General features: G+C 57.2%; 13 protein-coding genes. 4 read left to right on the forward strand and 9 right to left on the reverse strand.

Features of this window, described 5'->3' with window-relative positions:
* Positions 1-61: 61 nt before the first annotated feature.
* Positions 62-1378, reverse strand: coding sequence for a BtrH N-terminal domain-containing protein (locus AOZ07_RS11680; protein ID WP_060702158.1), 1317 nt, complete (start codon positions 1376-1378; stop codon positions 62-64).
* 142 nt (positions 1379-1520) lie between these two features.
* Between AOZ07_RS11680 and AOZ07_RS18835 the strand changes: the two genes are divergently transcribed.
* A complete protein-coding gene (locus AOZ07_RS18835; protein ID WP_194943657.1) occupies positions 1521-1661 on the forward strand; it encodes a hypothetical protein in 141 nt (46 codons plus the stop codon).
* Positions 1662-1740: 79 nt separating this feature from the next.
* On the opposite strand, the gene AOZ07_RS11685 is transcribed toward AOZ07_RS18835, so the two are convergent.
* On the reverse strand, positions 1741-2313 hold the full coding sequence (locus tag AOZ07_RS11685) for a TetR/AcrR family transcriptional regulator (RefSeq protein ID WP_060702159.1): 573 nt from the start codon (positions 2311-2313) through the stop codon (positions 1741-1743).
* A 4-nt stretch (positions 2314-2317) separates the two neighbouring features.
* Positions 2318-2902 (reverse strand): sugar O-acetyltransferase, encoded by a 585-nt coding sequence (locus AOZ07_RS11690; RefSeq protein WP_060702160.1) that lies wholly within the window; start codon positions 2900-2902, stop codon positions 2318-2320.
* A gap of 109 nt (positions 2903-3011) precedes the next feature.
* Here AOZ07_RS11690 and AOZ07_RS11695 point away from each other — a divergent pair, with 109 nt between their 5' ends.
* Positions 3012-4226 carry an MFS transporter gene (locus AOZ07_RS11695; protein WP_060702161.1) on the forward strand — a complete coding sequence of 405 codons (1215 nt, stop codon included), beginning with the start codon at positions 3012-3014 and terminating at the stop codon, positions 4224-4226.
* A 215-nt stretch (positions 4227-4441) separates the two neighbouring features.
* Here the strand turns inward: AOZ07_RS11695 and kce are convergent, their stop codons facing one another.
* From kce to AOZ07_RS11715, 4 genes are all read right to left on the reverse strand, one after another.
* Positions 4442-5374, reverse strand: a complete 933-nt coding sequence (gene kce, locus AOZ07_RS11700; RefSeq protein WP_194943658.1) for a 3,5-dioxohexanoate:acetyl-CoA acetone transferase — start codon at positions 5372-5374, stop codon at positions 4442-4444.
* An 11-nt stretch (positions 5375-5385) separates the two neighbouring features.
* Positions 5386-6171, reverse strand: a complete 786-nt coding sequence (locus AOZ07_RS11705) for an SDR family oxidoreductase (protein ID WP_236995177.1) — start codon at positions 6169-6171, stop codon at positions 5386-5388.
* Positions 6172-6199: 28 nt separating this feature from the next.
* Positions 6200-7522, reverse strand: a complete 1323-nt coding sequence (locus AOZ07_RS11710) for an MFS transporter (protein WP_084793235.1) — start codon at positions 7520-7522, stop codon at positions 6200-6202.
* A gap of 89 nt (positions 7523-7611) precedes the next feature.
* Positions 7612-8655: a LacI family DNA-binding transcriptional regulator gene (locus AOZ07_RS11715; RefSeq protein ID WP_060702163.1), complete on the reverse strand. Its 1044-nt coding sequence runs from the start codon at positions 8653-8655 to the stop codon at positions 7612-7614.
* A gap of 600 nt (positions 8656-9255) precedes the next feature.
* Here AOZ07_RS11715 and AOZ07_RS11720 point away from each other — a divergent pair.
* Together AOZ07_RS11720 and AOZ07_RS11725 are read left to right on the forward strand one after the other, a co-directional pair.
* Complete coding sequence (locus AOZ07_RS11720) at positions 9256-9663, forward strand: VanZ family protein (RefSeq protein WP_194943659.1); 408 nt, start codon at positions 9256-9258, stop codon at positions 9661-9663.
* 954 nt (positions 9664-10617) lie between these two features.
* Complete coding sequence (locus tag AOZ07_RS11725; RefSeq protein WP_194943660.1) at positions 10618-11178, forward strand: hypothetical protein; 561 nt, start codon at positions 10618-10620, stop codon at positions 11176-11178.
* 727 nt (positions 11179-11905) lie between these two features.
* On the opposite strand, the gene guaB is transcribed toward AOZ07_RS11725, so the two are convergent.
* Both guaB and AOZ07_RS11735 read right to left on the reverse strand, forming a co-directional pair.
* Complete coding sequence (guaB, locus tag AOZ07_RS11730) at positions 11906-13411, reverse strand: IMP dehydrogenase (RefSeq protein WP_060702166.1); 1506 nt, start codon at positions 13409-13411, stop codon at positions 11906-11908.
* Positions 13412-13532: 121 nt separating this feature from the next.
* Complete coding sequence (locus AOZ07_RS11735; RefSeq protein ID WP_060702167.1) at positions 13533-15626, reverse strand: acyltransferase family protein; 2094 nt, start codon at positions 15624-15626, stop codon at positions 13533-13535.
* Positions 15627-15639 lie beyond the last annotated feature (13 nt).

The following is a 15639-nucleotide window of genomic DNA, read 5'->3' on the forward strand; positions in this document are numbered from 1 at the left end:
CCTGCCCTGCGGTGAAAGCTGGTCACCGCAGGGCAGGGCTGAGAAACTCATAGTTTCGTTCTTATCGAGTTTTCGGATCCAAGGATTGAGCGGTACGTGCCAGCGCCGACGCTGCCTGGTGTTCGGCTTCGGCAATCCGGTCCATGGCCTCGGCCATCCGCTCAAACATTGCACTGCGATCGTCCACCGCGATTTCTGGATCGACGAGGTCCGCGAATTCATCCCAGAGCTGGGCCAGCTGCACGTAGTCTGCGCTGTGCTCGCCCAGTGCCGACAATCCTGGCAGGCCCGAAGCTTCGTCGAGGAAGTCCGCGTAGAGTCCGCGCAAAGCGCCTTCGCCGCCAAAACGCGTGTCCGTGAGGAACCCGGAGAGCTGGTTCATGCCACCGGCTAGTCGTTCAGGGTCGGCAAACATGCGAGTCCAGCCGGTTTTGGTGGTGGTGTCGCGCAGCCGGGATGCAAAGCTGTGCATCCCGGTGATGCCGAAGTTCTTGGCGAAGTGCTCCGGAATGCCGGAGAGCTCGCGGGTTCCCAAAAGGCGCGAGGTGGTTTCCTCGATGGCTTCCAGTGCATTGGCGGCCAGGGTTTCGGCCTCCGGCGAGCGCGTGGAAGGCACCCATGCCTGCCAGTGCTTTTCCTTCTTGCGCTTGGCCCGGGCGAATGCCAGGTCCTCTGGGCTGATGACATTCAGTAGGCCCGAGCCATCATCGACCAGCAGATCATCTTCGTGGTCCCCCACGACAACCAGATCAATGGTTTCTGCTTCATCAACTTCGTTGCCATCAATCCATGGCAGCGCGTTGATGGCTACGCGAACCACTACAGCGCGTCCGGCATCCAGTGCTGCATCCATGTATTCGGCAGCCTTCTGGGCGGAGCCGGTGGTGCGTTCATTGATCTTGGCACCGCAGCGGGCCAGCAGGTTCTGGGTATATGGCTCCGGGTGGGCACGGGTGACCAGGGTCGCGGTGGTGGATTCTGCATATTCAAAGGTGAAGACCATGAAGCCGATACCCCCTGCCAGCCCTGCCAGCAGTGCCTGGCTCAGTGGAGCGCTGGTCAACGGATTGGTGACGCCGGCTTGAACCAGGACGCGGTGCCAGAGCGCGGCATCGTATTGGATGACATCTTCTGGTGCCGGGTATTCCGGCAGCTCATCTTGCGGAACTGGCGCGGGTGCGGGTTTAGGAGCTTTGGGCTTGGCCCCGATTTTTCCTTCCCTGGCTTCTTTGGCGTAGTCACGAGCCTGGGCAGCACGAGCAGCTTTAGGGCTTTCCGGTTTCCCGGTGAGGATATTCTTGCGCGCGGTGGTGTAGCTCTCCCCCGTGCGTGCCATGCGTTCTCGTGCTTGCTTCTTCAGGTTGGCTGGCTGGCCCAAAATGTAGTCCTTTATTCGCGGTCGCGCACAGTCCGCGGGATCCCGCGCCGATTGGTGCTGTCTGCCCATAATTCTACGCGTGGTCAATCAGTTCCCCGGTCGCTATCCGTGGTGAGAAATGTCTGGCTCAGGATGGCGGCCCATGCGTTCGCTATTCTCCCCGCCATCATCCAAGCAGGCCAAGGCGTATGCTTCCCAGGGCGGTGATCCGCCATCAATTCCAGGGCGTTCCGGGCGCCCGTTGGAGGTTCCCCGCGCCGACGAATTCTCCCCTCAGCAGTAGATTTTCCGCCACCATCTCGTTTTGCGCCCCTCGGGGTTCCCTGCCGTTCAGGGCGCAGGGAACTATCGCGGAGTGGCTTCTAAAGTCTGGTAATGCGAGCGATGGCGCTTCGGACTTCTTCAGGGTCGCGCGCTTCTGAGTCCAGCGCCCTGTGAATGGTCAGCCCCTCGATCATGGCGTCCAGCAGACGGGCGGTCTGCGGGTCGAAATGGGCCCCTAGCGCTAGCTGGCTGCGCCCCATCCACCAGGTGGTGATGGAACGGAAGGAAGCATCACGGGTGGCGAGGGTATATAGCTCATGCGACAAGATCAGTTCATCACCTTGACCGCTACTGGCTTGCAATATCCGTTCAAACACCGCTTGGCAGGCAGATTCCCTATCGGCTGCCTCGGCCATCTGGCGCTCAAATCCATTGCTGATGCTTGTGGCGAAACGGCTGAAGGCACTGTGCAGGAGGTCGTGCATGCCGTCAAAGTAGTAGGTCATCGCCCCGAGCGGCACACCTGCCTGGGCCGCGACTTTTCGGTGCGAGGTGCCCGTGACACCGGAGTGCGCAATCACTTCAAGACACGCATCCATGATCTTCTCGCGGCGTTCAGGATCATTGCGGCGCCCCAGGCGTGAACCGGTGGAGGAGTGTTGAGCGGACATCTAATTATCCAATGGCCCTGATGACCCGAGCTGGGTTACCCGCGGCAACGGCGTTAGCTGGAATGTCCTTGGTGACAACAGCGCCGGCACCAATAACCGAATTCTCCCCGATACTCACTCCCGGGCACACGATCACACCACCTCCAAGCCAGACATTGTCCCCGAGGATAATCGGCGCGGCCGCTTCAAGCTTGTCGCGGCGAGGTTGCGGGTCAATCGGGTGGGTGGGCGTCAGAAGCTGGACGTTGGGTCCAATTTGGCAGTCTTCACCAATGGTTATGGTCGCAACATCCAATGCGGTGAGGTTGTAGTTGATGAAGGTGCGGGCGCCGATGTGCAGATTCTCGCCGTAGTCCACAAAGATCGGGGAGTTTACATGGGCACCTTCGCCCAAGGTGCCAACAAGTTCTGCGAGGATCCCGCGTGCTTGCGGATCCGCCGCGACATCCGCGCGGCGATAGGCTTCAGCCAGCTGGACGCCACGCTGGTGCAGACGTTCATTCTCGGGATCATCCGCGATGTACAGGTCACCTGCAAACATGCGCTCGCGGTTGCTGCGGGAGTCTCCTTCAAAATAATTCTCAGTCATGGGAGTGAATATACACGAGATTTGGGTACACTCGTACATATAATTTGAGTAGTCGTCCAGGCAGTGGCGATGCTTCCATCCCCCGGCACGGCGAAAGACACCAACGCCCATGTATTCAATACTCCTGACCATCATCTACCTCGCTTTCATCAGCCTCGGACTCCCCGATTCGCTTGTGGGCGCTGGGTGGCCGGTGATGCATCAAGATCTTGGCGTGCCGCAGTCTTTCGCCGGTATCCTCACCATGGTCATTGCCATCGGAACCATCTTTTCCAGCCTTGCTTCGGAACGTTTGACCCGCAGATTCGGCGCAGGTGCGGTGACGGCAGTCAGCGTTGGACTGACCGCAACCGCATTGTTCGGATTTTCGTTCTCCGGCTCATTCTGGATGCTTTGCCTCTGGGCTATTCCGTATGGCCTAGGCGCGGGAGCGGTAGACGCAGCCCTGAACAACTACGTAGCGCTGCATTACGCGGCACGGCATATGAATTGGCTGCACAGTTTCTGGGGCGTGGGAGCCTCGATCAGCCCATTGATCATGAGCCATGCCCTGACATCCGGGATGGGATGGCCTGGCGCCTACAACGTTGTTGCCGTCATCCAAATCATCCTCACGGTGGCACTGGTCCTCACACTGCCTCTCTGGCGCAAAGTGAATACCATGACCCCGCGGAGCCACAGCCGCACTGAGGTCGAAGCCGATCCAGAAGACATTAAAGCGCCTGCAACCGAAGCAGCCCACGTTCCACTAACACAAGTCCTGAAAATTCCGGGCGTCATGCTGGTCCTCGCGGCGTTCTTCGCGTACTGCGCGCTAGAAAACACCTCGATCCTCTGGGCTACGACGTACCTTGCCGGCGATCGTGGCGTGCACCCTGCAACAGCGGCCGCCTTCGCCTCATTCTTCTTGCTGGGCATCACCGGCGGACGCTTCCTCGCTGGATTCTTCGCTGATCGCATTGGCGACCGCAACCTGATTAGAGGCGGCTTCATGATGGTGGGAATCGGTGGCCTGATGCTCCTGCTGCCGCTGGAAACCAACGGCATTGCCCTGGCCGGGCTCGCTATCGCCGGCCTGGGATCAGCACCGATTTACCCCGCCATTATTCACTCGACTCCGGCGAATTTCGGGCGCCATAACTCACACGCGATCATTGGCATTCAGATGGCCGCAGCCTACCTCGGCTCGACGTTGATGCCTCCGCTATTCGGCGTCTTGTCTTCCGGGGTGGGACTGTGGCTCTTCCCGCTCTTTGTTCTGCTTCTCGCCGCCATGGGGATGATCTTCTCAGAACGCCTGAACCGTCTTGTGGATGCCAAGTAGCAGAAAATGTAGTGCTGGTTCCCCTGCACCTACATAATTCGTCTAGCCGGCCCCACTGCTAAGGTCTCCTAGACGGTTACAGGACAAGTAACACAGCTATAAACTGCTACGTCGATCAGATGCAATCGACGAATAACGCGGGATTTCGTGCCAAGGGAAGATGTAATTCCGTGATACGCCCGGAATTACATCTTCCTTTCCGTATATATCCACGCCTAGAAACCTACTTTGTCCCTGCCCTTCAAGGAAAGCATCTCGCGTGCTTCATCCGGGCTGGCAACTTCAAAGTTCAATGCTTCGAGAATTGTGCGGATTCGAGTAACTTGCTCAGCGTTGGAGGCGGCGAGCTGCCCAGGACCGATCCACAAGGAGTCCTCTAGTCCAACGCGTACATGGGACCCCATCGCCGCACCAATAGTTGCCAGCGGCATCTGGTTTTTCCCAGCACCGAGAATCGACCATTCGTAGTTATCGCCCAAGAGCCGGTCGGCAGTTCTCCTCATGTGCATGAGGTCTTCCGGATGCGCGCCGATTCCTCCCAGCAGGCCAAAGACTGACTGAACAAATAGCGGCCCGCGTGCCAAGCCCCGCTGGTGAAAGTGGTTCAGGTTGTTCACGTGGGAAATGTCGTAGCATTCGAATTCAAACCGCGTGTCGTTGGCATTGCCTATATCAAGGATCTTCTCAATGTCGGCGAAAGTGTTCTTGAAGACAAGATCGCGTGAATTTTCTAGGGCTTCACGTTCCCATTCATGCGCGAATTCCTGGAACCGACCAAGCATCGGGAAGAGTCCGAAGTTCATCGACCCCATATTGAGTGAAGCAAGTTCAGGCTCAAAAGTCGCCACCGGAATCATGCGTTCTTCAACGCTCATGTGTGGAGATCCACCGGTAGTGATGTTGATGACCGCGTCAGTGCTGTTTTTCAGTTTCTCTAGGATTGGTTCAAAGTGTCTCGGGTCCTGGGACGGACGCCCGTCTTTGGGATCGCGTGCATGCATATGGACTATTGCAGCTCCGGCCTTTGCTGCGTCAATAGCGGCTTCAGCAATTTCATCTGGAGTAACTGGCAGGTGCTTAGACATCGAGGGTGTATGGATTGCGCCGGTTACAGCACTGGTGATGATGACTTTGCGTTTGTTTTTCACAATGGCTCTTTCTAGTAAAGCTTCTCGGTATTGCCGTCTACTGCCATGGCTTGGCCGTTGATGCGTTGGGCCATTTGACTGGCCAAGAACACAGCCATGTTCGCAATGTCTTCGGCCTCAACCAGTTGATTCAAGGACGATTGCGCATGATAAAGATCCGAAACTTCGGCTACTGGACGCTGAAGCATCGTTGCTTTAGCCTCGATGACGGCCTGAATCCTCGGTCCGTTGACTGCACCGGGACAAATAGCGTTTACACGGATTCCTTCGCCGCCGAGTTCGATGGCCAAGGTCTTCGTCAATCCGACAACAGCCCATTTCGATGCCGAGTAGGGGCTTCGCCCCGCCATTCCAAGACGCCCCGCTGCAGAAGACAAATTGATGATTGAAGCACATTCGGATTTCCTCAGGAATTTCAGCAAGTATTTGATGCAGAAAAACTGTCCATGAACGTTGATATCAAATGTGGTTTTCCAAGCCTCGGCATCCAGGGTTTCGATGGGACCGGTCGGCCCGGCGATCCCTGCATTGTTGACGAGGACGTCAAGCCCGCCAAGCTGTTGCTCAACCTGCTCGGCTAGATTCTTTACCTGCTCTTCGTCCGAGACATCACTGACCGCAGCGGAAAATCCGCTGTCTTGCGCAGCCCTAACTGCTTCTGGATTGATGTCGGTGACGAAAACTTTCGCACCAAGATCTTTGAATGCTGTAGCTATAGCCAGGCCTATACCTGCGGCGCCAGCCGTGACCAGCACTCGCTGTCCGTCGAGGTCGAGTTTGATATTTGCATTGCTCAAGGTCTTAAGACTCCCTGCTTGGATTTCTTTAATGGCCAGACACGCTGGCTTTGGACGGGTCTTCGGTGCCTCGACGCAACTTCAACGTGAGTACGGCACCAATGGCGCACATGATGACAATGAACCAGAGCCCAGACATCTTGTTGCCCGTGATTTCTTCCAGAAGGCCCATGACGTAGGGACCCAGGAAACCACCGAAGAGGCCGACAGTATTGACGAATGCGATGCCGCCGGCCAGTGCTGCACCCGAAAGGCGAGTCGCTGGGTAGGTGAAGAGAATTGGTTGTAGTGCGAAGAAATTGAAGGCGGCAATGGAGAAACCGATCAGCCCAAGTACTGGTCCGCCAATGGCTCCTAAAACGAATCCGGCCACAATGCCAACCATGCTAGCGCTGGCGACGGTTCGGGATCGCGATCCATTAGTGGCCAGTCGTGGAATGAGCAACGCGCCAATCGCCGAGAACAGCCATGGGATCGAAGTCAGCAATCCAATTTGAACGGATGTCAGCTCTCCATAGGTTCCAATAATGGATGGCAGGAAGAAGCTCAACGCATAAACCGCGATTTGATGCGTAAAATAAATCGCAACTACTAGGAGAATCTGCTTGTCCTTGAGCACATGGCGAAGTTTGGAATTACCAGCTGCGGCAGCTCCGGCTGATTCTTCAGCCGTGATGCGTGCTTCTAGGTCTTCGGCCTCGGCGCGGGTGAGAAATTTTGCTTCGGTTGGCTTGTTTGGCAGCATTTTCCAGACCACCAGCGCCAGGAAGCACGCTGGAATTCCTTCGATAATGAACATCCATTGCCAACCGTGCAGGCCGCCCAGGCCATCCATGGTGAGCAACAGCCCTCCCAGCGGAGCACCAATGACATTAGCTAGTGCGACTCCCAAGAGGAAGAATCCGTTGGCACGGGCACGGTCCTTCACCATGAACCATTGCGTGATGAAGTAAATGACTCCGGGGAACAGGCCAGCTTCGGCAATTCCCAGAAGCATCCGCAAGATGTAGAAAGACCACTCGCCCTGCACCAAGGCCATACAAGCTGATAGCAACCCCCAGGTGATCATGATTCTCATGATCCAGAAGCGCGCGCCGACCCGATGCATGATCAAGTTCGAGGGGATTTCCGACAGCGCGTAAGTCAGGAAGAACAGGCCTGCCCCGATACCGTACGCGGTAGCAGAAATACCTAGATCGATCTCCATTCGATCTTTTGCCATGCCAATGTTGGTCCGGTCGATAAACGCAATAACGTACGCAGCGATGAGCAACGGCATAATGCGTCTGAAGATGAGCTTGTTGAGAACCGCGGGTGAGCGCATGCCTGGGGTGGTTTTTGATGCCTGCATGAGACGTTCCTCCTGAGTGAAAGCATGACGAATAGCGGCCCGAAGGCCGATGAAAAGTTGAATATGAAAAGTTCGACGGCCAGCGGCAGCTAGTCGTCAGGGCACCCACAGGTAGTTCCGATGTGTAGGCTGTGGCTGCAGATGGTGTGTTTGTAGGTCTTCCGCGGTTCTACGATTTGCTCCCACAGAAGCTCGAATGATCGTTCCGCCATTTCTTTGACCGGCTGAACGATGGTGGTGAGACCGATAAGCTTCGAGCGGCTTCGTATCAATCCGTCACATCCGGCCACCGCGACATCTTGCGGAATCTTGAGCCCCAACGACAAGGCATGCTCCATGACGCCGATAGCGATTTCATCGGAACCGCAGACGACCGCCCGTGGTGGATTGCCGGATTCGAAGAGCCGCTTGGCAGCGATTTGGCCGCCCTCGGAGCTCAATTTTGTGCTGATTCGGCGCTCTCCAGTGATTCGAATTCCACGGCTCGCTGCCACCCGGACGAAAGCTAGCTCCCGCAGTTGAGAGGCAGTAGACGTCCTGGGACCGATGATCGTGGCTACGTCCGTGTAGCCATGATCCAGCACATGGCTCATGAGTTCTCCAGCCGCTCCGTCATCGTCAATTCCCACGAAATCTCCGGGAAGATGCTCGGAACGCCTCGACAAGCAAACGAAAGGTATTTTCTTCTGGCGGAAGGTACGCAGGGACCGCGAATCTTCCCTGATGGCCGCGGCGATGATGACGCCGTCAACATTTCGGGCGGCGAGTGTCCCCGCTACCTGAGCCAGTGCTTCAGGATCATCACCGGTGGTCGCTACAAACACGTCAAAACCAGCAGCTGCTGTTGCGTTAATAATGTGCTGGGCCCATACCGTGTACATCTGATTCACGATATTGGGAAGAACTAGCCCCACGACCCTGGTCAGCAGTGGGTCGTGGTGCTCCCCCGCCGACTGAGGACGATAGCCCATTTCTCCGGCTATTTTGAGAACGTGCCGCCGGGTTTCAACCGAAGCCCCTGGCCGTCCATTCATGATGTAGCTAACCGTCGCCGCCGAAACTCCAGCAGTTCGGGCCACTGCTGCTGCGGAGACGCGTGTTGGCCGAACTGAATTTTGCGACTGGGTGGTCATCACGCACCTCCATTGGTGACTCGAAACTCTTTTTCTAAATGCTTGTGATCACCATTACAGGCCATGAAATACCCTTAAGCAACATTAAGCTGGCTCGTTAGATGGGCCAGGACAGTATCCCCTGAGTAAGCGACATAGCAAATGCGTCGTTCCAAGAAATTACCAGTTTACTTACGATTGCTTAATCGCTGGAGTGACGTATCGACACTGGTCTCTAGGCGACTCAACCACGCTCCTGCGCTGGTGGCCCGTTGCTGCAAAACGCTCGTTGTTGCGGAAAACTGATCCACTGAAGGTGCACAGGACCCTAGCTCTTTGAGCGGACCTACAGGTGTTGCCTACATCGCCGCCACTCTCGTTCCCGGATCGCCTCGTGACAGCGCGTTGTTCTACCGCGCCGATTTTGCACGACTTTGTTGCTGCATCCAGAAGTCGGCAACTGATCATTCGAAGGATTGTTCGTCGGCTTTGCTGGCTTCGAAGAATTAGAATCTATTCAGTGATTAGTTGCGGACAACGCTCTGACACCCAAACCCACCATCGGCTCCGAGGAATCCACTGAGAACCCAGTTCAACTACCCGATGCTCCGAATGTGGGCTTTGCCATCGCTGTACTTGCTGGCGATGATTGGCATAGCGTTTTGGCCAGTCCCCGTCGATTCTTCGGCTGGGCCGGCTCTAGCATGGACGCTGAACTGGCTACATGCCCGCGGCGTTCCCGCTTTTGTGGACTACGGGTTCGTGGAATTTTCGGCGAACATTCTCTTCTTCATTCCGCTGGGAATCTTTCTTGGAATGGGTCTTCGTCGATTCTGGATAGCAGAGATTGTCGGGATTGTTGCATCGAGTCTCCTTGAGCTCGGACAGCTACTCTTTCTTCCTAACCGGTTCGCGACGCTATCTGATGTCGTGGCCAACTCTTTGGGTGCTGCTCTCGGCACTGCAATTTGGCTTGCCGCCTCTAGAACTCGATTGAAGCAAAAGGCCCGAAAGACATCTGATTTCTGAGTCGAAAAACGCAGCCGTGGTCAATTAGTCGTGGCCCCTGGCGTTCGCTCGAAGATTGCGCTGCGCTCATCATCGGCTGTTTCTAGATACATGCGGGCAGCGAGCTGATCCCATAACTGAGCCAATTTTGGGTTGCCTGCGCCATGTTCGCAGAGCACGGACAGCCTTGGCAGGGCGCTTCGTCGAGGAAAACTTCGGAGTGCCTGTGCACAGCAGGTCCGCATCAGCATGAGCAGAATCAAGCTCGCTTGGCCCCTGGAGCACCCCTCCTCCTTAAGGATGACGCGCCACGTCCACAAACCTTGTTACGGTGGGTTTCACGAGTTTAGCTGCTAAATTGCTCATCTAAACCCATGTAAACATGCAATTTTCTAAATTCCGAGAGTAATGATAGGAAGGCCGCACAATGTACTTAGGAATAGGATTCGCGTTCTCCCTCGCGATTGCTTTCGCTAGTCCCTATTTCTAGGTCTCATCTGAAAATCCGTCGCTCTTTTCTTCGCTTACAACTACAGCTGCCTTCGCCGTGCTCTGCGGAATCGGGCTCGTGATTGATCGCCGACGCAAGAAGAAGCATTCAAATTCCTGAAACGGCCCCGGAACGAATCGAATAGGCACTATTGCCACGGCTTCCTACGTCACGCTCGCCCTCGCTTCAGGATCTTCAGATTGGGCTTTCACGGAGCCAGGTGAGCCGCACACGTCGAAAAAGGACGTGGCGCGAAGTTGTCCTATAGGTGGCACAGAATGGAATTCCCGTTTGAAAATCATCGGATGAACCAAAGAAGCCAAAGCGATCTCCTGAAGCGCCGCAGACTTTTGGCCAGCCGCTCCATGGAGCCAGTTCAGGGCGCAAGCGGACCAGAAGCTACTGATCCAGTGAATCAGCTCTTGTACTCAATGCAGTCGTCGCGGCCTGCTTCTAGCCAAATATCCGAAACGGTAGGGTGAAGTATGGCAATTGAAAAGACTAGGTTCCCATCACTTGGCCAATCAATCAGCGGCCATCTCATGACAGGAGCCATGAAAGGCGTTTTAGCCTTCGTGCTCGCTTGGTTATGCACTCTGGTTTTTAACCTAGATGTCGCACTCGGGCAATTGGCGGTTGCCTTCTTCTGTTCCTACTTCATCGCGGAAATCATGAGCGCTGTCATTGAGCGACCGATAGTCTTACAGCGAAATCGGACACAGCCAGGAGGGCTTGCATTCGTTTTCCTGCCATTCTCAGCCGCTTTGCTAATTACCTTTGTTGTAGGCTTCGGAACCACCAAAGACACAACAGCCGCAATATTACTCGTTGTAACTGTTGCAGTTCTTAATGCGGCAGAAGTAATTCTCACAAAAAGTTGGATTCCTGGTCCGTCTGCAGAACAAGAGCAGAGAATTTTTGATGAGTTTAAGAACATGACCAAAGATCACTTTTCTGACGACCTAGATCGAATTAAATCGCAAGCGCGTGAGAACACGAAGAAGAAATATTTTGAAAAGAAAGAACGGGGAGAAAACAGAAAATAGGTAGTAAACTCGCTCAATTCGTAGCGCACCCATGTCTTCTCCAGCATTCTCGCCCAATGCATGCGTGATTTGTTTCCGCCATGAGTCTGGCCATCAACCACGTAATAGGTTGTCGCCGGGATCCCGGGACCCGTGTTGTCTTCTGAAAAGGTCTTGGCTCAAGACTGTCGAGGTTTCCTCATGACGTGTGTGCCGTCATCGGGTGCCAGGCAAACCTGTGATCAAAAGATTGAATTATCGGTGCGGGATCGTCATGGACACCCAATGCGACATCTGGCTTGGACTTGACGTCGGGATCACAAGCCATCAGAGTTCGGACATATGCCAGCTGGCGAGTCGGACGTCGAGCACGAACTCCCGCAGGATGAAGCTGACCTGCAGCACATGACACGATCGCGCAGCACGATCATGTTCATGCTTTGGTCATTGCTGATCAGTCGAACACCATCGGTGCTTTCCGCTCCGTGCAGCCCGCGATGGACCCGCCGGTATCGCCTGCTTGCCAGTGCTAGCGCTGCTCAGGCCCGCTGACCTGCATCCGTGGATTCCAGAGAGATCTCGGACAGGCGGATGAAGTGCCCATGTAGCCGGTCTGGAGCCGTTACTCTGGCCTGCCGAATCCCAGCTGATTCAGCAGCAACAATGGCATCTGAAAATTCTTGAAACGAAAAATCCCGCCCGGAACAACGCGTGAGCGCCATTCCGGACGGGAAATTTTCAGATGAGTTTAGCGCGAACGGTAGTTCGGAGCCTCAACGGTCATCATGATGTCGTGCGGGTGCGATTCCTTCAGGCCGGCCGCGGTGATGCGGACAAACTTGCCGCGCGCCTTCAGCTCAGGAACGGTGCGGCCGCCAACATAGAACATGGTCTGGCGCAGGCCGCCCACCAACTGATGGGTCACTGCAGAGAGCGGGCCGCGGTAAGGAACCTGGCCTTCGATGCCTTCCGGGATCAGCTTCTCGTTGGTAGGCGCGTCAGCCTGGAAGTAGCGGTCCTTGGAGTACGAGGTGTTCTTGCCACGGGTCTCCATGGCGCCCAGCGAACCCATGCCGCGGTAGGCCTTGAACTGCTTGCCGCCCATGAAGACCAGGTCGCCTGGGGACTCTGCAGTACCCGCCAGCAGGGAGCCGAGCATCACCGAATCGGCGCCGGCAACCAGTGCCTTGCCGATGTCGCCCGAGTGCTGCAGGCCACCGTCAGCGATCACTGGCACGCCAGCTGGGATCGCGGCCTTGGCTGCTTCGTAGATGGCGGTGACCTGTGGAACGCCCACACCGGCAACGATGCGGGTGGTGCAGATGGAGCCTGGGCCCACGCCGACCTTGATGGCGTCGGCGCCGGCGTCGATGATCGCCTTGGCGCCCTCGTAGGTAGCAGCCTGTCCGCCGATCACGTCAACGTGGGCAGCGGCAGGATCCTTCTTCAGTCGGGCGATCATTTCCAGCACGCCCTGGGAGTGCCCGTTGGCGGTGTCAACGACCAGTGCGTCGACGCCAGCGTCGATCAAGGTCATGGCGCGCTCGTAGCCTTCGCCGAAGAAGCCCACAGCGGCAGCCACGCGCAGGCGGCCTTCCTCGTCCTTGGTGGCCAGCGGGTACTGCTCGGCCTTGTCGAAGTCCTTGACTGTGATCAGGCCGGTCAGCTTGCCCTCGTCATCGATCAGCGGGAGCTTCTCTATGCGGTTCTTGGACAACAGCTCGATGACCTTCTCGGGGGCCACGCCGTCCTGTGCGGTGATCAGCGGCATGCCGGTCATGACTTCGTAGACCTTGGTGGTCATGTACTGCTCGCGAGCCACAAAGCGGGTATCGCGGTTGGTGATGATGCCCAGCAGCTTGCGGTCCTCGTCCACTACTGGCAGGCCGGAGACGCGGTACTGTGCGCACAGCTCATCCCATTCGGCCAAGGTGGCGCCTGGGTGCACGGTAACCGGGTCGGTGATCATGCCCGACTCGCTGCGCTTGACCTGGTCGACCTGCTTGGCCTGGTCCTCGATCGAAAGGTTGCGGTGGATCACGCCGATGCCGCCCTGGCGTGCCAGTGCAATAGCCATGGGAGCTTCGGTGACGGTGTCCATGGCCGCCGAGCTGATGGGCACCTGGATGTTGATGCGCTTGGTGAAGCGGGTGGTGGTGTCAGCTTCCGAAGGGATCACATCCGTCGGGCCAGGCAACAGCAATACGTCGTCGTAGGTGAGTCCTTCAAATGCAAAGGGGTTGAACTCAGTCACGTAGGAACCTTTCGGGGCGAGAACGGAGGTTGGTTAAATGGTAGAGCCCTTTTGGCGCTGCAGTTATTCCCTTGCGGGGCACTGTGTCCAAGCTCATGCCCCACCAGGTCTCCGACAGGACTTATTGCCAGCCGGTAGCCTTCTTGAAGGCCTCGGCAAACTGGCGCTTGGCACTGAGCACAAACGTCTTGGACAGGTGCGAATCATCCAAGTACGTCGATACATTGCCGATCACAGCTTTGCAGACCCCCTCGGGGCAGAGCAAGCCTGTCATGTCCAATGACACCACTTGCTGGCCGTAGTCGTGCTGGGCCAGGAATTCCTGGACCGGGTTTATCTGCGCCAATGCTTCGTGGGCGGAGCCGTCGCAGGCTTCAAGATGGCTTGGATTCGAATCCACGCATTCGGGAATGGAGTAGGCGTAGCGCGGGGTATCGCGCATCGCGATCACCTGGCTGCCGGCATCCAGGAAAGGCTGGATGGCTTCGGCATAGTGATCCACGATGGTTTCCTGCTCCCCAGGGCTGCGCAGGTACTCATCCGGGGCGGCTACGGTTTTGCTGGCGGTAGTGAGCACCATCTTCGGCGCAAGATCAGCGACGTACTCCTCGGCGGCGTCCTGGAAGTTGGCGCATTCGGCTTCATCGCGGTCGGCGTCGGAGCCGTAGCGGCAGCCCGGGTGGAAGACCAGGATCCAGCTTCCGCCGGATTCCTCCATGGCGGCAGCCGCGGCCGCGGACCAGTGCTGCATATGCGAGTCGCCGAGCATGACCAGATCCGGGGAACCATCGAAGTGGCCGCCCTGCTCGCAGAACATGATCCGTTCATCATCGGGGTTGTTGGACCCTGCACAGGGGTTGCCCGGGGTCTGCCATTCGTCGGCCAGCTCGGTAGCCAGCGGCAGGGTCAGGGCCGCCGGTGCCGGGTCCCAGTCCTCAGGGGCAGTCGCCCCCGGGTTATCGGTGGCGGTCTGCGACGCGGCCAGCGCCCGGCGGTGCTCCACGTTGTTTTCCCATGCGGTGACCGACAGGCTGGCGATGCCCAGGCCGATGGCCACGACTGCGATTTGGCTGATGGCCTTAAGCCCGGTGCTGGGCATCCACTGCGGGAATGCGAGGTTGTTCTGCCAGGCGATGACCGGCTTTTCGACGAACCTTGTGGTGCACCACGAGGCGGCGATGGACGCGGCGATCAGCAGGGTTCCCGCCAGGAACGATGCCTTCTGGTTGCCGGAGACCTCAAGGTAGAAGACCAGCATCGGCCAATGCCACAGGTACATCCCGTAGGACAGGTCCCCGAGCTTCACCAGGGGCTTCAGCGACAGAACACCCGATGGGTTGGCCCAGGCACGTGTTGCCGGAGCCGCAATGATCAGCGCGGCGGCCATGGTGGGAATCAGTGCCATGAAGCCAGGGAATTGGCCTTGGACATCCAGCACGGCACCGCTGGCCACGATGGTGATCATTCCGGCCCAGCCTGCGATGCGGCGGATCTTCTCCGGGAGAGTTGAAAGCCATGGCAGGGCCAAGGCCAGCAGGGATCCCAGAGCGAATTCCCACAGCCGGGCACCGGTGTGGAAATAGGCGACCTGCTGGTTATTGGCAGTGATGTTGATGGAGAAGGCCAGCGAGCCAATGAAGATGGCGCTGAAGAACGCTCCTGCTACCCACGCGAAGTTGATGCGGGAGAAGAACAGCTTCCAGATCAAAGCGCTGAATGCCAGGACCACCGGCCAGAGAATGAAGATCTGCCCCTGCACCGACAGCGACCAGAAATGCTGCAGTGGCGAGGCCGAGGAAGTGTTGAAGGCGTAGTAGTCGACCTGGTGGTTGGCCAGATACCAATTCTGTTGATAGAACAGCGAAGCCCTGGACTGGTCAATGAGTTCCAGCCAGCGAGTGCTGGGCAAAATGATCCAGGCGGCAACCACCACGCTGACAATGACTACCGCAGCTTGCGGGATGAGCCGGGAGAAGCGGTGCAGCCAGCCGGTGATCAATTGCGGGCGTTCACCGCGGGATATCCTGCGTGCGGTGGACGAGGTGAGGAAGAACGCGGAGAGCATCAGGAAGATGTCCACTCCACCGGAAACCTTGGAGAACCAGATGTGATAGCACATCACCAGCAGCACTGCGAGGGCGCGAAGGCCCTGCAAGTCGACCCGGAAACTGGCATTTTTGGTACTGTTCCGGGGCTGATTGAGGATGTGAGTCACAGGCTAGGCTTCC

The sequence above is a fragment of the Glutamicibacter halophytocola genome, assembly GCF_001302565.1.
GTDB classification, from domain to species: Bacteria; Actinomycetota; Actinomycetes; order Actinomycetales; family Micrococcaceae; genus Glutamicibacter; species Glutamicibacter halophytocola.